This is a genomic window from Roseovarius sp., from assembly GCF_965228755.1.
GTDB lineage: Bacteria > Pseudomonadota > Alphaproteobacteria > Rhodobacterales > Rhodobacteraceae > Roseovarius.
This window is the reverse complement of record NZ_CBDDIG010000004.1, coordinates 140,209-161,656: the sequence shown is the minus strand read 5'-3', so window position 1 is coordinate 161,656 and position 21,448 is coordinate 140,209. Positions and strand designations below refer to the sequence as shown.

General features: G+C 59.0%; 22 protein-coding genes. 2 read left to right on the top strand and 20 right to left on the bottom strand.

Annotation, left to right across the window (positions count from 1 at the left end):
- Positions 1-109: 109 nt before the first annotated feature.
- The 19 genes from ACO07J_RS03000 to ACO07J_RS02910 all read right to left on the bottom strand — a co-directional run bounded on the left by ACO07J_RS03000 (position 110) and on the right by ACO07J_RS02910 (position 18,504).
- Positions 110-1,327, bottom strand: a complete 1,218-nt coding sequence (locus tag ACO07J_RS03000; protein WP_422026168.1) for a glycosyltransferase family 4 protein — start codon at positions 1,325-1,327, stop codon at positions 110-112.
- 4 nt (positions 1,328-1,331) lie between these two features.
- Positions 1,332-2,462, bottom strand: a complete 1,131-nt coding sequence (locus ACO07J_RS02995) for a DegT/DnrJ/EryC1/StrS family aminotransferase (protein WP_422026166.1) — start codon at positions 2,460-2,462, stop codon at positions 1,332-1,334.
- A gap of 94 nt (positions 2,463-2,556) precedes the next feature.
- Positions 2,557-3,381, bottom strand: a complete 825-nt coding sequence (locus ACO07J_RS02990; RefSeq protein ID WP_422026165.1) for an IS5 family transposase — start codon at positions 3,379-3,381, stop codon at positions 2,557-2,559.
- Between the two features lie 34 nt (positions 3,382-3,415).
- On the bottom strand, positions 3,416-4,297 hold the full coding sequence (locus tag ACO07J_RS02985) for a sulfotransferase family protein (protein WP_422026163.1): 882 nt from the start codon (positions 4,295-4,297) through the stop codon (positions 3,416-3,418).
- Entirely contained in the window at positions 4,294-4,884 is a 591-nt protein-coding gene (locus ACO07J_RS02980; protein WP_422026161.1) for a sugar transferase, read from the bottom strand. The genes ACO07J_RS02985 and ACO07J_RS02980 overlap by 4 nt, the downstream gene beginning before the upstream one ends.
- Positions 4,884-6,023 (bottom strand): non-hydrolyzing UDP-N-acetylglucosamine 2-epimerase, encoded by a 1,140-nt coding sequence (gene wecB / locus ACO07J_RS02975; RefSeq protein ID WP_422026159.1) that lies wholly within the window; start codon positions 6,021-6,023, stop codon positions 4,884-4,886. Before wecB ends, ACO07J_RS02980 begins: the two co-directional genes overlap by 1 nt.
- Complete coding sequence (locus tag ACO07J_RS02970; RefSeq protein ID WP_422026158.1) at positions 6,020-7,141, bottom strand: NAD-dependent epimerase/dehydratase family protein; 1,122 nt, start codon at positions 7,139-7,141, stop codon at positions 6,020-6,022. The genes wecB and ACO07J_RS02970 overlap by 4 nt, the downstream gene beginning before the upstream one ends.
- Positions 7,141-8,172 (bottom strand): SDR family NAD(P)-dependent oxidoreductase, encoded by a 1,032-nt coding sequence (locus ACO07J_RS02965; protein ID WP_422026156.1) that lies wholly within the window; start codon positions 8,170-8,172, stop codon positions 7,141-7,143. Before ACO07J_RS02965 ends, ACO07J_RS02970 begins: the two co-directional genes overlap by 1 nt.
- Positions 8,173-8,279: 107 nt before the next feature.
- A complete protein-coding gene (locus tag ACO07J_RS02960; RefSeq protein ID WP_422026154.1) occupies positions 8,280-9,533 on the bottom strand; it encodes an O-antigen polymerase in 1,254 nt (417 codons plus the stop codon).
- A 16-nt stretch (positions 9,534-9,549) separates the two neighbouring features.
- Positions 9,550-10,482: a glycosyltransferase family 2 protein gene (locus ACO07J_RS02955; protein WP_422026152.1), complete on the bottom strand. Its 933-nt coding sequence runs from the start codon at positions 10,480-10,482 to the stop codon at positions 9,550-9,552.
- A gap of 76 nt (positions 10,483-10,558) precedes the next feature.
- Complete coding sequence (locus ACO07J_RS02950; RefSeq protein ID WP_422026150.1) at positions 10,559-11,731, bottom strand: lipopolysaccharide biosynthesis protein; 1,173 nt, start codon at positions 11,729-11,731, stop codon at positions 10,559-10,561.
- 135 nt (positions 11,732-11,866) lie between these two features.
- Complete coding sequence (locus tag ACO07J_RS02945; RefSeq protein ID WP_422026148.1) at positions 11,867-12,853, bottom strand: sulfotransferase family protein; 987 nt, start codon at positions 12,851-12,853, stop codon at positions 11,867-11,869.
- 15 nt (positions 12,854-12,868) lie between these two features.
- Entirely contained in the window at positions 12,869-13,981 is a 1,113-nt protein-coding gene (locus tag ACO07J_RS02940; protein ID WP_422026146.1) for a DegT/DnrJ/EryC1/StrS family aminotransferase, read from the bottom strand.
- Positions 13,982-13,994: 13 nt separating this feature from the next.
- Positions 13,995-14,486: an acyltransferase gene (locus ACO07J_RS02935; RefSeq protein ID WP_422026144.1), complete on the bottom strand. Its 492-nt coding sequence runs from the start codon at positions 14,484-14,486 to the stop codon at positions 13,995-13,997.
- On the bottom strand, positions 14,483-15,544 hold the full coding sequence (locus ACO07J_RS02930) for a Gfo/Idh/MocA family protein (protein ID WP_422026142.1): 1,062 nt from the start codon (positions 15,542-15,544) through the stop codon (positions 14,483-14,485). Before ACO07J_RS02930 ends, ACO07J_RS02935 begins: the two co-directional genes overlap by 4 nt.
- A 95-nt stretch (positions 15,545-15,639) precedes the next feature.
- Complete coding sequence (locus ACO07J_RS02925; protein WP_422026140.1) at positions 15,640-16,998, bottom strand: UDP-glucose dehydrogenase family protein; 1,359 nt, start codon at positions 16,996-16,998, stop codon at positions 15,640-15,642.
- Positions 16,999-17,017: 19 nt separating this feature from the next.
- A complete protein-coding gene (locus tag ACO07J_RS02920; RefSeq protein ID WP_422026310.1) occupies positions 17,018-17,530 on the bottom strand; it encodes a sugar phosphate nucleotidyltransferase in 513 nt (170 codons plus the stop codon).
- A complete protein-coding gene (locus ACO07J_RS02915; protein ID WP_422026138.1) occupies positions 17,488-17,895 on the bottom strand; it encodes a sugar phosphate nucleotidyltransferase in 408 nt (135 codons plus the stop codon). Before ACO07J_RS02915 ends, ACO07J_RS02920 begins: the two co-directional genes overlap by 43 nt.
- Before the next feature lie 249 nt (positions 17,896-18,144).
- The gene (locus tag ACO07J_RS02910; protein ID WP_422026136.1) at positions 18,145-18,504 is read right to left on the bottom strand and encodes a MarR family EPS-associated transcriptional regulator; all 360 of its coding nucleotides are present in this window, start codon (positions 18,502-18,504) and stop codon (positions 18,145-18,147) included.
- A gap of 447 nt (positions 18,505-18,951) precedes the next feature.
- Between ACO07J_RS02910 and nusG the strand changes: the two genes are divergently transcribed.
- Positions 18,952-19,488, top strand: a complete 537-nt coding sequence (gene nusG / locus ACO07J_RS02905) for a transcription termination/antitermination protein NusG (RefSeq protein WP_422026134.1) — start codon at positions 18,952-18,954, stop codon at positions 19,486-19,488.
- Positions 19,489-19,515: 27 nt separating this feature from the next.
- Here the strand turns inward: nusG and ACO07J_RS02900 are convergent, their stop codons facing one another.
- On the bottom strand, positions 19,516-20,325 hold the full coding sequence (locus ACO07J_RS02900; protein WP_422026132.1) for a class I SAM-dependent methyltransferase: 810 nt from the start codon (positions 20,323-20,325) through the stop codon (positions 19,516-19,518).
- 741 nt (positions 20,326-21,066) lie between these two features.
- Here ACO07J_RS02900 and ACO07J_RS02895 point away from each other — a divergent pair.
- Positions 21,067-21,432, top strand: coding sequence for a hypothetical protein (locus ACO07J_RS02895; protein WP_422026130.1), 366 nt, complete (start codon positions 21,067-21,069; stop codon positions 21,430-21,432).
- Positions 21,433-21,448: the final 16 nt, after the last annotated feature.

The following is a 21,448-nucleotide window of genomic DNA, read 5'->3' as shown; positions in this document are numbered from 1 at the left end:
GCGCGTGAGGCGGGGTTTCTGGGCTTTGGCACTTATGCACTTCGATTCGGTGATGGCCGAAGTCACGTTTCGTGTTGTCTGATGTGCGCCGTACGACTCCCACGTCTCGTCAAAGGCTAGGGTCGGGCGCGGGCTCTAGGCGGTGAATCAAGTCAATCCAGTGGGGCAAGAGCTCCTCCGCAACGGCCTCGCGCTGAACCCAAGAACGCAGAAAATGCGGGCGCGGTGCATGTGCGCCCCCCTGCAACAGCTGCCGCAACGCCTTCGCCACGGCCTCAGGGTCATCGGCAGGAGCGGTGGCGCCCAAGTTTTCGTCGACAATCTGCGTCGCGATAGCACTATGCGGTTCGACCAAGGCCAAAACCGGCACACCCAATGACAGATAGCTCGCGATCTTTGAAGGATAGGCAACGCGAAAGAGGTTCTTTTCCAACGACACCAGACCGACATCGGCTTCCGCGATCAACGATTTGGCCTGCGAAAACGGCAAGAATGGCCCGAAGCCGATTTGCGGGTGATCGCCCCAGCGGCGTTTCAACTCCGGTAGTGCGGTGCCGCTACCCAGAAAGAATAGCTCAAGATCAGGGAAATCGGCGAACAGCCGCGACACGGCCTCGGTCATTTGCGGCAGGTTCTGAAACCGTCCGAGATTGCCGGCAAAGATCACTCGGCGGCGTCCCGGGGCTTTGCGCAGTTCCTCCGGCGGCTCTTCGGTTTCGCCGGACAAGTCGAGCGAGAAATTGTTGACCACGTGTATTGGCAATGGCCCCAGTTGCCGCTGCGCCAGAGTGTCGGCCATGTCCTGCGAAAGAACGACGATTGCGCTTGATCGGCGGAGAGTCTGATTGTCCAGCCAGCGCATGAGACGCATCGGTAGCCCGCGCCCAAGACGTCCACCGGAGTAAATGGAAACCTCCGGATGGATGTCCTGCATGTGGTAGACGAATTTCGACCCGACCAACCGCGCCGCAAAGCTGGCCGACCAAGCCGCCGCGACCGGGGGGAAGGTCGACGCGGCGACAACATCGGGTCGCAGACGCAGCACGTTCACGAACAGCGCCCAACAATAGAGCAACACATTGGTGAGCCGACGAAGCGGATTGCGCTTTTCGTCTGCGAGGACCCGGATCCGCTTCACTTCCAGCGCGCCGAGCGTCTCGCGCCGCGGGGTGTCCGTGGGGCGCGTTTCGGACCGGTAGGACGGCATCGAGGACAGAACGTGAACCTTGTGACCAGCGTCTGCCAGGGCATTGCCAATCGCGCGCAGCATCACCGCGTAAGGCGCAGTGTCTGGCCAGAAGAAACGATGGGTGAGCAAAACCTTCATGTTATTATGCGCCTTCCAACAGACGCCGGAAACGACCTACCACCTCATCCTGTTGACCGGCGGTCATGTCACTGCCCGATGGCAGGCAAAGCCCGGTTTCGAACAAATTTTCATCGACCCCGGAGCCAACATACTGCGCGCCCTTGAAAAGTGGCTGCATATGCATCGGCTTCCAAACCGGCCGGGATTCGATTTGATGCTCCATGAGCATTAAGCGGATGTCTTCGCGGCAGACGCCGGTTTGGTCGGGATCGACCGAAATGACGGTCAGCCATTGCGAAGAATGATAGCCCGCAGGTTCAGGCATGAAACGGATGCCGGGCCGATCCAGCGCCGCGCGATAACGCTGGTTGATCGAGCGGCGTGTCGCGACACGGTCTTCCAGCACTTCCATCTGGCCGATGCCGATCGCGGCGCAAACATTTGAGAGGCGGTAATTGTAACCGAAAGTCGAATGCTCATAATGCGGAGCTGGATCACGCGCTTGGGTCGCTAGGAATCGCGCACCATCTGCGATCTTTTTCGACCGGGATACCAGCATCCCACCGCCCGAGGTGGTGATGATCTTGTTGCCGTTGAACGACAGGATCGACGCGTCCCCCCCGGTGCCGCATTTGCGCCCGTGCTTGTAGGCTGCGCCCAGGCTTTCGGCGGAATCGACCACGAGTTTGATACCGTAGTCCCGCGCAAGGTCCTCAAGCGGGTCGAGGTCGACGCTCTGGCCATAAAGGTCAGTTGGTACGATGGCCTTGGGCAGTTTCCCGGCCTTCGCGGCTTTCGCCAGTTCCTCGCCGAGCAGCCCCACATCGACAGTCCAGCTTGCCGGATCAAGATCAAAAAACACCGGCGTCGCGCCCATGTAGAGCACGGGGAAAATTCCCCCGGCAAAGGTCATCGAGGATATCCAGACTTCGTCGCCTGCTTCGACCCCAACCAGCCGCAGCGCCAGATGCAGCGCCGTCGATCCGGACGACAGGGCGACGCAGTGCATGTCACCGCCGAGGAAATCAGCCACTGATGTCTCGAACGCATCGAGCTGTGGCCCCACTGGCGCGACAAAGTTGTTTTCAAAGGTCTGCGCGACATAGGACTGCTCGGAACCGGACATATGGGGGCGTGAGAGCCAAATGCGCATGCGTCTACTCCTTTTGCGAATACCCATGAGCCCGCAAGGGCGCTTCGAGCACAGCTTTGATTTCAGTGTCCGATTCAAAATGACCTGATGTTTTTCAGGCTCTTGCGAGATGGCGGGTCATTCGCCTGATATGCGAGATGAGGATCCATGCTTCGGCGCTTTCGATGGTCTTTTCCCAATCCTTCGCCAGCCTGCGGCATTTTCCCAGCCAGGCGAAGGAGCGCTCGACGACCCATCTGCGGGGCAAAACCTCGAAGCCTTGCGCGGTATCGGACCGTTTGACGATCTCGATTGTCCAGCGCCCGATGTCGGCCAGAGCCCGGCGCAGCTTCGGCCCGGCATAGCCGCCATCGGCGAAGACATGGCGCAGTTTCGGAGCCTCCCGCCGGAGCCGGGCGAACACCGCTGGCGCGCCGTCGCGGTCCTGAATGTTGGCCGGGTGGACGCACAGAGCAATCAGGTTGCCACAGGTGTCGGTTATGATGTGGCGTTTTCTACCCTTGATCCGCTTGCCCGCGTCATAGCCGGAAAGAGCCGTGTTTTCAGTGGTTTTCACACTCTGGCTGTCAATCACCCCCGCCGTGGGCATATCCTGCCGGCCGTCCCTTTCGCGGGCCAGGGAAACCAGCGACCGGTTGATCTCGGCCAGCAGACCGCTGTCGCGCCAGAGATAGAAATAGTACCGCACCGTCGAGACGGGCGGGAAATCCTTCGGCAAAAGCGACCACGCGCATCCCGCCGCGGCAATGTACTGGATCGCATCCCAGACACCCCGAAGATCAACCTCGCGCGGGCGACCAAGCGGGTTGGGGCCGGGCAACAGCCGGGACACAACCGCCCATTCTTCGTCCGTTACATCACTTGAATATCGCGCTGTATTGCGCTCATATCGCGGGCGGGTGAATTCGGTCCAGGCCATCATGATCTCCGTTCAATGTTGCAATCGAACAGAATCATAACCTGCTGAATTCACTCAACTCATTTTCGATCAGACACTCAGGGGATAACGTCCGGGCGACAACCTGTCCTTTGCCGACCGAGGTCGCCCAGACCTGTGCGGCCGCGGCGCGTACAACACCTTCGTCAAGCGGTGCGTCGAGCCAACTTGTGATCCCCGCCAGGTTGGCAGCCGGATCGGTTGTGAGATCCTCGTAGCGCAGCTCTAGTACCCGCGATGTGGCGGTCTGCGCAAAGGCCGCGTCGCTGGCATTGACACAGGCCGCCCATTGCCTTGCAACGATTTCATCGAGGGGAGCGTCCGACAGGGCTTCAAGCCCGGCAAAACGCGGCCCCCAGGAATCGAAATGCTCCTTCCGGCCCAGCTTGATTGCCAACCTGTTGCGCAGCGCAGAGACCGCGTAGCGCGGCAGGTCGGATAACGGCGCATAGCGCGCCTTGGCAAGATAATAAGGCAGGCCGGGGACTTCCAGTTCGCCACGCCAGCGTTTCCTCGCAGAAGCAACGATATCGAACCCGTTGCGCACGATGTGGATATACCGTGCCTCGGGCAAAACCGCATCGACGAAGGACACACGCAGTGCGTTGGCGCATGTCTTCTCGACGACGAAATCCGGTTGCCCCCGTTGCCGCCAGATGCGCCGGAACGCCCTTCGGATCGACCGGCGCACCGTGGGCGTTGCCCGTTCGGGCGGGATCTCGTCATTCGGCCAGTCCAGGTTGCCGTGTCGCCAGATCGGGTTGATCTCGTCGCAGGGCCACGTCGCGAAGCCGGGCAGCCGCGTCAAAGCGTCACGCAGCGCATTCGTACCCGAACGCCCGGCACCGATGATAATCAGGGGGGTGAAGGGAAGCGGATGATCGTTATTGTCTGTCATCCGAAAATGGTTCGCAAAATAAATGAAATGTCGTTTCTCAAACTCCAGGTGCGCATATAATCCATATTTAAATGCACTTTGTCAGGCCAGATGATCTCGGAATTAAATCGTTCGGGGTTTTCGACACTGGCGAGGATCTCTTCCTCGTTTCTGTATTTCAGGGTCGCAGGCCCGGTGATTCCGGGGCGAAGCTTCAATAGCTCGCGTTCGGCACCTTCTAGCTTGTCCATGAAACCGGGCACGTCGGGTCGCGGGCCGACAAAGGACATGTTGCCGATCAGCACGTTCCAGAGCTGGGGGAGTTCATCAAGCTTGTAGCGGCGAAGCTTGGCTCCCAGTGGCGTAATCCTCGGGTCTCCCGCCATGGTTACCGAGGTGCCCCCGACAGGGCGCATCGTGCGCAGCTTCACGACCCTGAAAATCTTTCCGTCACGACCGACCCGTTCCTGACGAAAGAAACCGCTGGCACCGGTGTCAAGGCCCGCCAGCACCCAGGTCACGGCGATTACCGGCCAGAGAACGGCAAGCCCCGCTGCCGCGACAGTGATGTCAAAGCCGCGTTTGACCGCAAAATCGAGGCGGGTCATCAGTCCCTGATCCCATCCCATGCGTTCGACAGCCGTGCCGTGCCCAGCACCAGGTTGACCACCCGCTCGGCGGTATTGGTGATGCAATAGTCCGCCGGCACTGGCTGCGCTACGCCTGCCGCCGCGCGTTCGGCGAAGCCTTGCGTGATCGCCTCGATACCCGACAGGATCGTGCCGCTATCCAGCCCGGTCATGATCAGGCAGCCGACGTCGATGCCCTCGGGCCGTTCGATGGCATCGCGGGGCGTGATCGCCGGGAAGCCGAGGATCGACGCCTCTTCGGCGATCGTGCCGCTGTCGGATATGGCGCAGAACGCGTGCATTTGCATGTGATTGTAATCGTGAAACCCGAACGGCTTGGCATCCTGCACATTGGCGTGAAACGCCAGCCCAAGCGCTTCGAGCCGCTTGCGCGTCCGCGGGTGGGTCGAGACGATCACCGGATAGCCGTAGGTTTCGGCAATCTCGTTGAGTGTCTCGACCAGGATCGTCAGCCGCGCCGGGCTATCAACGTTTTCCTCGCGATGCAGCGAGACGATGAAGTATTCCCGCGCCGTCAGCCCGAGCCTTTCGAGAACGTCAGAGGACTCTATCCGCGGACGGTAGTGGTCGAGCACCTCGCGCATCGGGCTGCCGGTGACGTTGATACGCCGGTGTTCCAGCCCCTCGGACAGCAGGTGCCGGCGGGCATGTTCGGTGTAGACCAGGTTGAAATCAGCGATGTGGTCAACCAGCCGACGGTTCGTTTCCTCGGGCACGTTCCGATCGAAGGACCGATTGCCGGCCTCCATGTGATAGACCGGGATCTTCATGCGTCGCGCCATGATGGCCGAAATCGCCGAGTTGGTATCGCCGAGGATCACCACGGCCTCGGGTTTTACCTCTGCCAGCACCTTCTCGGTCTGCGCGAGTATCCCCCCAAGGGTCTCGCCCAGGCTGCCGCCGCCCGCGCCGAGGAAATGGTCGGGTTTGCGCACGCCAAGGTCTTCGAAAAACACCTCGTTCAGCTCGTAATCATAGTTTTGCCCGGTATGCACGATGACATGATCGGTGTAGCGGTCCAGCCGCGCCATGACCCGGCTGAGCCGAATGATCTCGGGCCGGGTGCCGAGGATCGTCATCACCTTGAGTTTCGTCATTTCAATACCTGATCCGCAAATGTGTCGGGATTGGCCGGATCGAACAGATCGTGCGTCCAGAAGAGGGTGAGCAGATCACCATCGCCGATATTCTCGATCGAATGTGTGTGCAGGGTTGGCATGTCCACGGGCGCCGGCGCGTCGCCCGAGACCCGGTATTCCCAGGCCTCGTCTGAAAGCACCTTGCGGATGCGGATGACCGCCTCGCCCTGCACGACAAGGAACCGCTCGACCTTGTCCAGGTGGAAATGGTCGCCGCGGGTGATGCCCGGTTTCGTGGTCGACAGGAATGTCTGCCCGCCGCCACCGCCCTTGACCGCCTCGAAGAGCGCGCCGCGCGGATCGGTGTTCAGCCGCAGGGGGCGCGGCCAGCCGCCGGGATAGGTGGCGGCCCGATAGGCGTTGAACAGATCCCTGAAGAAGGGGGCGGAAAGATCGGGGTAGATGTTTTGCTGATAGCTGTCGTGAAAGCCCTTCAGCGTCTCGAAAAGATCGGGGACGGAGATCGGCCGCGGCGCGGGTTCGAGCCGCCCCGTGGTGCCGGAGACGACAGCGTCGATCGCCGCCTGCGCCGCGGCCCCGGCATGCAGCAATTGCACGCGTCCGTCAGGGTTGATGCTGGGCGTCTCATTGGCAAGGATCTTCGCGATCAGCGTGGCCGTGACGTTGTTGTAGAAGGGCCGCGCGCCTTCGCCGAAGATGTGCGGCAGGACCAGGTTGGTGTACCCCCCGGGCGTCTTTGACAGGATTTCACCGGCGCGGCGTTTCGAGCGGCCATAGGGCGTGTTGCTCGCGGCATGGGTCGAGTTGGCATAAACGATGTGCGGCGTTTCCCCGGCGGCACGACAGGCTTCGGACAATCGCGTGGCAATGGCGGGGTTGGCCGCTTCAACCTCGTCATCCGGCGCGCGGTTGACGCCGGCAAAGTGCAGCACGGCCCGGGCGCCCGCCAGCGCCGCGGCCAGTTCCGTATCGTCCTCGAACGCGGCATGCCCGAGCGCGACGATATCGAAGGGGGCCGGCTCGCCCTTGAAACGGGCGGCACAGTTCGCGGCATGAAGACGGGCATGGGCATGCCAGCCGATCAGCCCGGCCGCTCCGGTTATGGCGATCCGCATCAGCGCGCTCCGTTCCGGCTTTCCAGCTCGGCACGGATCTCGGGCAGGGTCAGCAGCAGCTCCTTCACCCCGGCCACATCCAGCCGCTCGGTGTTGTGCGAGTGATATTCCTCTTGGTGGACGATCTCTTGTTCCCCTTCGCTGAAATACGCCTTGTAGTTCAGGTTTCTTTGGTCAAGCACGATGCGGTAATAGTCGCCCATGTCCTCGGAATGGGCCAGTTCCTCGGCGCTGGCCAGCGTCTCGTAAAGCTTTTCGGCGTGGCGCCAGCCGATGGTCTCGGTCGGGTGATCTGGCACATCGAACAAGTCCTTCAGCGCCTCGACAAGCACCGCGATCGTGCTGGCAGGGGCCTTCTTGACAAACAGGTCACCCTGCCGGGCGTTGGTCAGCGCGTAATTGACCAATGCGACACTGTCACGAAGCGGCATCAGGAAGCGCGTCATCGTGGGTTCGGTGATCGTGATCGGATTGCCCTGCCGGATCTGGCGCACGAAAAGCGGGATCGCCGAGCCGCGCGAATACATCACGTTGCCGTAGCGCACGCAGGAAATGGTGGTCCGGGCGTCGGGGCCCAGATCGCGCGCGGCGGCCTGCGCCGTCTTCTCCATCAGCGCCTTGGACATGCCCATGGCGTTGATCGGGAACACCGCCTTGTCGGTCGACAGGCAGACGACACCGCGCACCCCGGCGGCCACGGCGGCGCGCAGCACGTTTTCCGATCCGACGATGTTGGTGCGCACCGCCTCGTGGGGGAAGAACTCGCACGACGGCACCTGCTTGAGCGCCGCGGCATGGAACACGCACCCGACGCCCTGCATGGCGCGCTCTACGGCATCGCGGTCGCGAACGTCGCCGACATAGAACCGCACCCTGTCGTCGCGAAGCTCGTTGCGCAGGGCGTCCTGCTTCTCCTCGTCACGGCTGAGCACGCGGACCTCGGCGCAACCCCGCCCGACCAGGTCGCGCAGCATGGTCTTGCCGAACGACCCGGTGCCGCCTGTGATGAGAACGGTTTGGGGGATGGTCACTATCGCTACTCCGTTTTTATCCAGCTTTCAGTTCCCTGAGAGACGTTGGTCTGTGTAAAGTGTTCTTTACGGCCTCGCGCGTCCTTACAGGTCAGAGCACCTTTGCTCTACCCGGAAACGCTCCGCTCACGATGCTGTCGTCCCTTCTGTGATGGGGCGCGAGTATGTAGCACCAGACGGAGAGAAAATAGGTAAAGGAGTATAGCTAAGAACCCTCGATTTAACAGCGTGTTTATACCCCCCGTGGTCCAGCTGCCGATAACCAATCCCAAAAAAATCAATGCCAAGAACTTGCTGGCGTGTATTACCTTACCGTGCAGCTTCCGAGCAATCCATGCGAGCGAAAACGCTAAAAGTGCTGGGATCAAAAAAAGTCCGAATGCATGGAAGTTGTAAAAGGCCGAAGACGCCAAAGAGGGCGGAGAACTTCCACGAGAAGAGCCGTAAAGAACAGAAAAAAGCTCGTTAGCGATCGTGCTTGGCCTCGCGAAGGGGCTGATCCCGACCAAATCCTCAACCCAGTCCTTCCCGTAAACCATGCCTCTCTGATCCAGGTAGAAAAACGTCGCAATATTCGACGATTGATTTACAGAAAATACCCTTTCTATAATGTGCACAACCGAAGACAGAAAGGAGGCATCAGCCCGTCCAAGTAGGGAAGATAGGTATCCGAAGACAAAGAGAAACATTACACTTAGAAAAATAACTCGGAAATTGAGCCTGACACCCCTTAAGACGACAAATGTCACGAAAGCATAAGTTGCTGCAAAGACCAGAGGGAAGCGCTGGCCGGTCCCGGTTAGGAGCACCAAGGCAGCAGGAATCGCGAAAATTAAAAAGAACAGTCTAAGCTTTCTGTCCAGAAAAAAAGAAATCGCTCCGATTGTGACCGGCAGCAAAATGTTTCGAAATTGATTTACGTAACCAGCCCCAGAATCCCCCGAGGCATAAAACGACAGCCTCAGGCCTGCAACATCATCTACAAAAGCAATTCTCGAGAAAATCAAACCACCTGTCGCCATGAAAAACGCGCCCGATACAATTATGGAAACTGTGAAGTAGAAGGCGTTCCATATAAAATACCGCCGCTTGTCTAAAAGTATTTGCGGAGTTGAGAACTGGCTGTCGCTGAGTTTCGCGGAAAATAGAATGGCGAAGCTCAGGAAGGAGATGAAGAAAGTCTGGTGAACAAGAAGGAACTTGAGTTCTAAGTGGTCATTCACATCTACCAGAAAAAGGATCGGAATGTAGAAAGTCGCTTGCAGAATCGCCGCAATGAAGACAATTGAACGCCCACCTGCGACACGGAATAACATCGCGTAGAGCATCACAATTGCAAGCAGTAATACGAACGTCAACAAGAACTCTCTCCTCGAGTCAAGACCGCCAACCAACAATCCAACGCCAAAACATGTTTCTCATCTCATACAGAGCTCTGTAACGAAACATCAGAGCACGAAGCTTCTCAGAAAAGAAAACATTCTTTGTCATCAAGACATCAACGAGTGAGCCGTTTTCGCGCACCTCTTCAAGATTCAACTTTGCCCTTATGCGCGATCTGGAGAAATCCGATATATCAGAGTGGTGCTTTTTCAAGAATGCTTGGCCAACCTTCTCTCGCTTCGAGTAACCGGTTGCGGCTGTCTCGAAATCGCCGCGGCTAGCCGAGCTGTTGGCTGAATGAATTCTATACAACAGTGAAACGCCAGGGCTAGGCCTCACGATACAGTCAAGGTGCTCGGCGCACAATCGAATCCACGAATCCTCGTTGGGTAGGTCGTCGGGGAGGTCAAAAGCCAAATCCGCGAAACGCCTGGACATGATAATCGTTCCGCCGGAAAAATAACCCTTGTTATGTTTCGGGATGACAAGCCCTTCGAACTTCGGATCATCAGAGAATGATTTAAGGTGGCCACGTGCCACTGCCGCTTCAGCCAAAGGATCAATGCCACGCATGCTCTCTACCCGCTTTTCTAGCGAGTCCGGCGGCAACTGGTCATCTCCCGCCAAGAGTACGATAAAGCGACCTTTGGAGTTCCGGTACGCATGCTTGAATGCTGACAGCTTACCCTTGCGGGGGTTCTTCAGCACTCGTGTTCTTTCATCGGAAGCTTTCTTCGCAATGATGAGCGTGTCGTCGGTGGAGTTATCATCAACGATGATGTGCTCAAAATCCGGAAATGACTGCGCCTGCACGGACGCCATGCAAGCGCCCAAATGCCGGGCCTCGTTGAAGGCAGGCGTGAGTATGCTGACAGTCGGCGAGGTGTTCGGAGCCGGATCAATGACTGGCATTCCGTCCTGAGACATTACTTTTCCATATCCGTACATCTCACGATTGCCGTTGCGTTTAAGTCATTGGGCGTCATGAAAATGGATGTCATCGCTATACTCTGCGGACCAGCATCGTGACGACAATGAGGTAAAAACCATAAAACACAGCCCCCGACAAGGCATAGACCTCGCTGATCCATCCCGTGGCCAGCGCCGCTGTGATGGCGACCGCACCGATCCGCAGCAGCGCCCCGAAGACTTGCAGGACGAGGGCCGTCCGAAGCCGTCCGATGACGTGCAGCACCGACGAGACCGGCGAGGCCGTGAACTGCAGGATGTGCCATGGCGTCATCCAGAGCACGATCTCTCCGGCGCGCCCCCACCCCGGGCCGAAAAGCGGCGGGAACACCAGCGGTGACAGGAGCCCCACCGGGATCAGCACCGCCGCGCCCAGCTTGAACAGCGTCAGGCTGGTGCGCCGGGTGAAGGCCGGCAGCGTGCCCTGACGCAGCCGCTCGGGGGCTTCGGCGATGAAGACCTGCGCGACCGACTGGCCGACGAGCGCCATTGGAATCGCCATGACCTGCATCGCCAGCGCGAGGTACCCCGCCTCGGGCCCGGCCGCCGCCGCGGCGATCAGGATCACCGGCACCTGAACCCCGGCGGAATTCGCGAGCGCCTCGGGCACGGACCAGATCGGGAACCGTCTATAGGCGCTGAGAGCGCGCCACATCGCTGCCGGGGACACCGCCGCCAGCGCGATGCGGTCCTGGCGCAGCAGGTCACGCGCCAGGCTGAGCGATCCGAGACCGCTGTAGATCATATGTCCCAGAAGCAGGCCGAAGGGTGCGATCCCGGCCGCACCAAGACCCAATTGCGTGCCCGCACCGCCAACCGCCCGCGCGACGCGCGTGCGCGCCACCAGCCCGAAACGACGCTTGCGCGACGCCCAGAATTGAAGGGCCTGATACCCGCCAGCGAGCGTGACACCAACGGGGATCATCCAAAGGAAGGGCAGGAACCGCTCTTGCCCGAGAATTCCGGTTACGGTGTCCGGTGCGGCAATGACCGGGACGGCCAGCAGGACGCCGAAAGCCACCGCTGCAAGCAGGGCCAGTGTCAGCAGATTGGCCGCCTCGGCGTCGTTGGCCGGCAGTGGAACAGTACGGCCCAGTCGAAGATTCGATATCGCCGTGAGCAGCATCAACACTGCCATGTAAACTGCAAGAAAGTCGAAATCTTCCGGCGAGTAGATCCGGGTAAGGACAGGGAGCGACAAGGCCATGATAAGCCGCGACAGAACAGTTCCGCCCACGAGTATGCCGACATAGCGAACGAATGAGCTTTCCAACTTCAACCTGGCTGCGGAAAGAAAGTTAGCATCAAAAAAGTCGGGTAGCAGTTCTCAGACCTAGTAATCTCATCCGTGCTGCAGCTTTCCACGCGACCCATACGAATTTCCGTCAGCATGTTCCGGGAAAATCTGGTCAAGGACCCGGATCTCACCTTTCGTCATCGACCGGCGCCAGCGCCCAATATTTGCCCCTTCAACGCTTATCGGAAAATCTTCGATTTCATCGAGCATTAAAGTTTTCATAAGTGGGCTTAGCGTTTCTTTCGGCTTCGCTGCAAGATCTTCAAGCGCAATCTCAATAACGCGATCGTTGGGCAGCGTCCTACGAATTTCGGCCCACCGGTCCAGCACGGCGCGTATTCGCCGCGCAGTCATCTCAACATCATTGCCACCCCAATCCTTGCCCAGATAGGAGGCGACAACGTCGCGCGGATCGCGATGGACGTGTACAAGGAGCATGTCCGGAAACAACTGGAAAAGTTCGTGAGCGTGAAGAATATTGAAAGGTGTGTCCTCGACAAAAGCGGTAGCTTTGGCAGCGCCAGGAAGCTGTTCGAATAGTGAATGCACCGCTGACGCGAGCAACGGCAACGAAACGCTTTTCGGAACTCGTACGCTCTCGAATATCCTTGGTGGTATCTGGCCAGCAGGACTTCCTATCCAGCCCCCTTTTGCCTCTCCATAGCTCAAGTGTTGCAACACTGGAGAAAAAGTATCGACTAGGGTACCTGCCTGAAGATCATCCTCTAGGCTGAGCGCTAGATATTCTGGCGGCGATATTCTCGCTTTGTAGAGCGTCTTCCGCAGAGCGCGCTTCGCAATGTTCGTCTTTTTCACCCTAGATAGAAGTGTGCGAAACCTGTGCAAGGCGATGTCCGCCTTGTAAGGAGACCAATTTTCATCAAGTGAGGACGCAAGATCAATCACACCATCCGGATCCACAATAATTCGTAGTTCACTTCTGAAGGCGACAAAATCAGGACGCTGGGCAAGACCCTTCCTAAGAATGGTTGTGCCGCTCCGTCCGGTGCCTCCAATAAACAATGGAATCATGACAGCCCTCGGGGATCAGACTTTCGGAAGCGATTGACGCAGCGATTCTACAACGGCCGCCTGCTGCGCCTCGGTCATTTCCGGATAGATCGGAAGCGACAGCGTCTGTTTGCCCAGGGCATAGGCTATTGGAAAGTCATCGGGACCATGGCCGTGGTGGGCATAGCAGGGCAGAAACGGCAGGGCGTTAGGGTAGTTCACGCCGGTTTGTATACCCTGAGCTTTCAGGCGCTGCATCAGCTCGTCCCGATCTGCAACGCGTATCTGGTAAACATGCCAGACGTGTTTCGCCCATTCCGACCCGACCGGCAGGGTAATCCCTGCCGAACCAGCCAGGGACTGGCCGTAACGCTCGGCCAGGCTGTGCCTGCGCTCCGTCCAAGAAGGCAGATGCGCGAGTTTTACGTTCAGGATAGCGGCCTGCAGCCCGTCGAGACGGCTGTTGATGCCTTCGATCTGGTGATCATGCTTCTTTAGCCCGCCATGGCGCGCGAACATCGCCATCCGCTCGGCGAGCGCCGCGTCGTTAGTGACGATCCCGCCGGCATCGCCCATCGCCCCGAGGTTTTTGCCCGGGTAGAAGGAGAAAGTGCCAGCGACGCCGAATGTTCCCACCTTGCGCCCCCGGAACTCGGCGAGATGTGCCTGGGCGCAATCTTCCAGCACCCACAGGCCGTGCGTGGATGCAATCTCCATGATACGGTCCATTCGCGCCGGATGGCCATAAAGATGCACCGGGATGATCCCGACGGTGCGTGAGGTGATAACATCGGCCAACCTCTCAGGGTCGAGCGTGTGCGTCTCAGGGTCGATTTCACAGAAGACCACCCGGCCGCCGGCCTGCGTGACCGTCTCGCTTGTGGATATCCACGACATGGCGGGAACGATCACCTCCTCGCCACTCCGTAGTCCGAGCGCGGACATCGCGATGTAAAGCGCGTCCGTCCCGTTGGCGCAGGAGACACACAGGCGCGCGCCGATCGCAGCGGCGAACTCCGCCTCGAACCGGTCGACATGCGGACTGCGGATGAAGGCCGAGGCGCCGATCACCTCCGCAATCGCGGCATCGATCTCGTCCTTCATAGATAGATACTGCGCGTGCAGGTCTACGAGCGGGATCGTAGTCATGGAATGCAACTCCTTAATCATAACTCAAGCTCCGAAGCCATCGCGCCGGATTTCCCGCGTAGATTCCGGGTTCGGAGATGTCCTTTGTCACAACTGCTCCTGCGCCAATGACGACGCCAGAGCATATGCGCACCGGCATAATCGTAGCGTTGGAGCCGATCGAGACATGATTTCCGATATCCGTCTCTTTCCAAAGCTTTTGATCACCTCTCGCCGGAGCGCCGCTTTCGAACGTATCATTGATGAACATAACCCCGTGACCGACGAAGCAGTCTTCTCCGACAGTCACCAGCGAGCATATGAAGCTGTGAGATTGAACACGGGTGCGAGACCCAATACGGGAACTCTTTTGAATCTCAACAAAGGGCCCGACAAAAACATCATCGCCGATCTCGCAACCGTAGAGATTGACAGGCTCGATAACCGTCACGCCAACACCGAAGCGAACATCGCGCACTCCTATATATTGAACGCGGTCCGGAGCGCCAGTTGCCGCTTTTGTCATGAGCGCATCCCTAACCGCGCCTGCCGAGGCCTAAAGCGCAACCGCACTTCTTGTCCCGTTTCCACGGCCTCGTATATGGCGGTTATCAGTTCTAGGCTTCTCCTTCCTTCGATCCCGTCAACGAGGTTCGGGCCGCCATGACGAAGTGCTGTCACGACGTGGTCATAATAAGCACGATGTCCGAAGCCATAAACATCGGGCGGGTTGACGGAGTATTTCTCGAACACTTCGTCGTCGCCCGGCTCCTCATGCGTGAATTGCCAGGTCTTCATCTGGTTCACGGCAAATCCGCCGATCTCGACCGAGCCGGCTTCGCCAAGAATCGACAGTGACCCCTCAAGGTCCTTGGGGCGAGTCGCCGTCGTCGCCTCGATGATGCCGAGCGCGCCGTTTGCAAAGCGTAGCAACACGGCGGCGGTATCTTCAGCTTCGATGTCAGCCAGCGCCGTGCGTGTCATTCCGACAACGCTCTCGACATCGCCCATCATCCATTCCAGCAGGTCAACATGATGGCTCGCCTGATTGGTCAGGACTCCACCGTCAAGCGCCCAAGTGCCCCTCCAAGGAGCCTGATCGTAGTAGTGTTGAGGACGACACCAGCGCACTCGGACGGTACCCATTGTCAGTTTGCCAAATCGCCCCCCTTCCAACGCTTGCCGCAGCTTTACGACAGGTCGGTTGAAACGGTTTTGTTTGACAACAAACAATTTCACACCAGCGTGATCACACGTCTCGATCATCTGGTCGGCGTCGGCAAGAGTCAGCGCCATGGGCTTCTCGACCATGACATTCACGCCTTCTTTGGCCGCCGAAATTGCGTGCTTGGCGTGATACCCGCTCTCGGTGAGGATCGCGGCCAGATCTGGCTGATGACGGTCCAACATCTCATTCATATTAGTGTAGGATGGCACGTCGTAGCGATGAGATAGAGCTTGGGCCCTTTCAGCCACGGTATCGCAGACCGCCACAAGTCTTGCGCCGTCTATTTGCGCATCACCTAACAACTGCGCGTGTCGCTGCGCGATTCGGCCACAGCCTACTAGTGCCACATTAATCATTCCTCAACCTCGTTTCCTCGTTTAGCCATATCACTCAGAATTTCCTGATTTTGCCTTTCCAAAAAAGTGGACGCAGCACACGATTCAGTTCCCAGCTAACTCGACCTCAGCATGCGGTCAATTTCGGATTGGCCATCATTGGCGAACCCCGGCTGTCCAATTGCAGCATAAGAACTAAAGCCAGCCTCCCACGCGGCCTCAGCACCGTAGATGTTGCGCAGGTCCGCCAGGCGCGGGATGTTCATCTTTCTGGCCAGCATCGAAAGGTCCAGCGCGCGGAACTCGTTCCATTCCGTCAGGATCACCAGCAGGTCGGCATTGTGCGCGCACTTGTAGGGGTCCTCGATCCAACTCACCCCGGGCAGCAGCGCCTCGCCCTCCCGCCGGCCCTGGGGGTCGCAGACGCGCACCTTGGCCCCGCCGCCCACCAGCGCCGGCACGATGGTGAGGCTGGGTGCATCGCGCATGTCGTCGGTGTTGGGCTTGAAGGTCACCCCCAAAACGCCCACGGTCCTGCCGTTGAACGACCCTTCGCAGAGGTCGCGCAGCTTCTCGACCATGCGCGCCTTGACGCCGTCGTTGACGGAAATCACCTTTTCGGTGATCTGCATCGGCATCCCGTGTTCCTGCCCGATCCGGGCCAGTGCGCGCGTGTCCTTGGGAAAGCACGACCCGCCGAAGCCCGGCCCGGCATGCAGGAACTTGTTGCCGATACGGCCGTCCATCCCCATGCCCTTGCTCACCGATTTCACATCCGCCCCGGTGCGTTCGCACAGGGCGGCGATCTCGTTGATGAAGGTGATCTTGGTGGCCAGAAAGGCGTTGGAGGCGTACTTAATCATCTCCGCGGATTCCAGGTCGGTGGTGATGATGGGGAAATCGCGCAGGTAGAGCGGGCGGTAGATCTCGGCCATCACCTCGCCCGCGCGCTCGGCCTGGACGCCGACAACAACGCGGTCGGGCTTCATGAAATCCTCGATCGCCGCACCCTCGCGCAGGAACTCGGGGCTGATGGCCACGTCGAAGTCCAGATCGGGATTGGCCTTCTTCACCGCCTGCTTGACCTGCCGGTTGGTGCCCACTGGCACGGTCGACTTGGTGACGATCACCACATAGCCGCTGGCGGCGCGCGCGATCTCCTCGGCGGCGGCCATCACGTAGGTCAGGTCGGCATGCCCGTCACCGCGCCGCGTCGGAGTGCCCACGGCAATGAACACCGCCTCGGCCCCGTCGACTGCCTGCGCCAGATCCGTGGTGAAGGATAGCCGCCCGGCCTCCAGGTTTTTCTCCAGCAGACGGTCGAGCCCTGGTTCGTAGATCGGCACCTTGCCGCTATCCAGCATCTCGATCTTGGTCGGGTCCTTGTCAACGCAGACCACCTCGTGGCCGAAATCCGAAAAACACACCCCGGAGACGAGCCCGACGTAACCGGTGCCTATCATTGCAATTTTCATGGGAATTCTCGTTCAAAATTCATTCCGCGGCCGGCAATTGTTCGTAGCGGCTCGCGATGAGCTGGCGGAAATGATCGCCGAACTCGTCGTGATCCAGGGCAAAATCCACGATGGCTTCAAGGTAGCCCAGTTTCGAGCCGCAATCGTAGCGATGCCCGGCCATCTCGACGGCGCCCACCCGGCCGTGCACCGCTCGAGTGTTGATCGCGTCCGCGAGTTGTATTTCGCCACCGTGGCCCGGGGCCTGGGTGCGCAGGATCTCGAAGATATCCGGCTCCAAGACGTAGCGCCCGATCGAGGCCAGCCGCGAGGGCTCGGTACCTGGCGCGGGTTTTTTCACCAATCCGGCGACGGAGTCGCGTGTCTCCCCCGGCGCGACGATGCCGTAGTTCCGCGCGGCCTCGGCCGGCACCTCCATCACGCTGAGATAGGAGCCGGGCGCCTGCGCATAGGCCTGGACCAGGTCCCGGGTCGGGGTCCCGCCGCGGATCACGTCATCGGCCAGCAGCACGGCGAAGGGCTCGTGATCCACCACCGGCGCGGCGCAAAGCACCGCGTGCCCGAGCCCGCGGGCTGGCGCACGAAGATGCAGTTGACGCCCGCGGGCACGATCCGGCGGACCATGTCCGCCAGCGCAACCTTTTCCTTGGATTTCAGGAGAGCTTCGAGCTCGGGGTTGGCATCGAAATGATCCTCGATCGCGCGCTTGGTGCGGCCCGTCACGAAGATGAGATCGGTGATCCCGGCCGCCAGCGCCTCCTCCACCGCGTACTGGATCAACGGCTTGTCGATGATTGGCAGAAGCTCCTTGGGCATGGCTTTGGTGGCGGGCAGGAAGCGGGTGCCGAGACCGGCAACCGGGAAGACGGCCTTGCGGATGGGACCGGGATTACTCAAAATCGCGTCTCCGTGAAATTCGCGTCTGAAACGGGCATCGTGAGAGGTAAGATATTGTTTTCATTGAGTCTGGTTGCGACCAGATTTCTCTATTTAGGTCGCCTGCCCGACTCGAACCCCCGATAACGCAAACCTTCCGCCCTGAAGCAGCGAAGCGGTAGGGCTACCATAAAGCCCTCACATAGCGAAGCGGTAGGCCGATGACATAAGCCTGAAGGCCTGCCAAACATACGTCAGACAAACATGATCTCATTTCACAGCTCTCGGCGCTAAATCCGCCCCGAGCGAAAGCTCTTCTTCAAGGGCTTCAATTTCGGCACGTAACGCGTCGTATTCCATCCGCTTCCGACGCAGGAACCCGGACGTGAGCCGCGCTTTGCTCTCAAGACCTTTCGGCGTGAGTATATAGGCATAACGCAGCTTGTTGTTTGACGCGCGAAAGTTGCGGATCTTGACCTGCCCTTTGTTTACCAAAGCTCGCAGCACGTAGTTGGTCGCTCCCAGGCTCATGCCAAGCTCGCGAGCTATGTCTCGTTGGGACAGGTCCGGATTCTGCTCGAGAAGCCGTAGCAGCCGAAATCGGACATCGGTATCGATCGACGCTTTCACGGCTACCGCACCGTGACTCGCTTGGACGGCCCGGCGAAAACGCAAAAAGGAGGAGCTGCGTTCATGTCTGAACGCATACACCAATATAGCGAAACTTCAAGGGGAAACTCTGCTTTTAGGGAAAAGGAAGTTTCCCTAATCGCGCCGTGTTGATCGCCAACACCCCATTTATCGTCTATTGACGAAATCCTCGTGACACTCTCGAGGGTCTTCATCAAACGCGCGGGCTCGACGTCATAGGAGGTCATTTCCTCACGAGCTCGACCCATCCCACCCAAACCACGAGGATTGCTACAGTGAAAGAGGTCATGCAGTACCCGCTATGACCAGAGCCAGTTTCCGCCGATTTAGCTGAAACTGTGGGTTTAACCGGCGCGAATGCCGGATTATTAGCTCAGATGAAAACACGCAGACCAGCCTGGTCTTGATCTATGATCGCGGGGAAAAATGGCTCCATCCGAGGGTGCGCCCCAAAACCTTGACGCGTCCAACTGGTTCGTGGCCATGGTGAAACCAAACGCCCTGTCCATTGCAACCACGCATCTGGCAAGGCAGGGATTTCCGGTCTTCTCCCCGCGTCGTGTCGAAACCCGCCACCGTGGCACGAAAAGTCACACTGGTCCGCGCCAGTTGTTTCCGGGCTATCTCTTCATCCAGTTCGATCCAGAGAGTTCCTCCTGGCGCAAGATCAACTCGACGCGCGGGATTTCACGCCTGATTCTGAACAACCCGAAATTGCCTCGCCCCCTGCCCTCGGCATTCATCGCAGGCCTGCAAGCTCGCTGCGACACGGATGGCGTCCTGCAAGAGCTAGATGAGGTGAAAGCTGGTGATCAGATCCGCGTCATTGCCGGGCCGTTTGCTCATTTCATCTCGAAGGTCGAGCATGTGACCGACGACCAGCGCGTCCAAGTGTTGCTCAGCATGATGAACCAGGAAGTCAGAGTCCGCCTTCCCCAGCACCTTGTCCAAAAGACCGGGTAGAGGAACATCTGACAGCATTGTATGTAGTCATCGATACGCTGTAATCAGCATGGGAACCAGGCGTCCATCCGCGACAGCGTGTGCCACATTCGCACGTCTTTGCGGCATGTCGTCACCCATCGCGAACATGTCCTGAGGCCGACCAGTTGGTGATGAGGGTAGCGGGGGTGAGGGCGCATCCGGCCCGTGATTGGTCACTCTGTGGAAGCCCGCGTCAGCGAGAAGCTGCAACATTGTGTCTGGCGGGCTTGCGAAACTGGTTTCGGCCGTCATGGCCCAGGGCAGCGGATAGTCCATCGTTCCCCGCTTACTCTCTCCCAAGTGAGAGAGGACATAGACGCCTCCTTCCCTCAGAACGCGGTAGGCTTCAGCAAACATTGCCGTTTTGTCTGGCACATTCATGGTTACATTCTGGCACCAGACCACATCGAATGCCTCTCCGGGAAAAGGCAACTCTGTCACCGACCCGACCCGATGCATGATCCTGCCCGTCAGGCCAACAAATTTGTCCAACGCCTGTGCGGAACTGACATATTCCTCGCTCAGGTCGATGGCGTCCACCTCACACCCAAACCTGTCGACCAGGAATCGTGCCGCGCCCCCAATTCCTGACCCGGCATTTAGGACCTTCATGCCTGTGCACATACCTGCATGCTCTGCCATCTTCTCGGTCAGCGCAACGCCGCCGTGATGAAGTTGATCCACCGGGAACAGGGTCTCGACGCTCACCTGACCTTGCTTATCGGGTTCGAGCCCCAGCGCCTCGACGATCCTGTTGACTACGTTGCCTTGCGTGTAGTGGCCGGCGACCTTCTGTTCGATATCGGCGTTCTCCATATTGGGCACAGTACCCAAAACACGCTACAAACTCACTGAAAATTCTTGCGCCGGGAATCCCAAGCAACCCGCCGCTTGATGTTGGGGTGTATTCGGACGGGCACAAAGCGACACGTCGCCGCCCGGGCGGCGACTGCGATTGAAGGGCAATACGAACTCTCGCGGGTGTGTCAGGCACCACGGCCAAATGCCCACAGGAAACAGGTCCCGGATCCAGGACAATCGCTCAGGCGAGCTCGGATACAGACGGCCCCCAATCACCACGTTTCCCGGGATTCCGAGGGCCGAAAACGGTTTACACCAACCGGCTAAGTCCTTGATTTTTCACACCCTGAATCAAGGGCGTTTACAATTTTTTCCAGGAAATTCAACGTGAGTCACCGGATTGCAAATCCGTGTACACCGGTTCGATTCCGGTACTCGCCTCCAAACAAAATCAGCCCCTTTAAGTAAATCGATGAATGCGTCCTTCGGGTATCGTGGGCGTCGTCGCGTCGGGATTTCGGCCGTCCTCTCGCATTTGCGTGGCGCAGACGGGGCGCGCCCAGTCGGTCAGGCTTGGTCGGGCATGCCGCCTTCTTCAGTGATATACATACTTTCGATATTTTCTGCTGAAACGTGTACGGAGATTTGCTACCATCGCCGGAAGGCGCCCAGAGATGATTGGAATGACCCTTGGGAAGGTTGGTTGAACCCTTGATCAGTCGATTTCGTTTTGGCCGAAAGCGGCGACAGACGCGGTTGAGGACGCTCGGACGTCGCTGCGACGAGCTGGCGAGATACCTTCGCTCGAAGATCGAGTTCATCTGCAGTGGCGGATGCGCGATCAAGTTCATCTCCAGCTACAACCGGCTGAGGTACGATCTCGCGGACGAACAGATTTACATCGAACGGTACCGGGGGACCAAGAGGAGCTGCCTGGAAGAGACCATCGCCATCCTGGATCGGCTGGGTTCTCACCTTTCCGCGGGTCGCGAGCGGGATATCAGGCGCGAGTTCGGACCGATCACGTGGGCGACCGCCGGCGGGTCGGCGCTGGATCGCGCGGCGGGGGACCGGCCCGGCGGCCGGGCGGGACGGTTGAGGCGCTCATCCTCGAATGTGTGAACATGTGCGGGCCGGG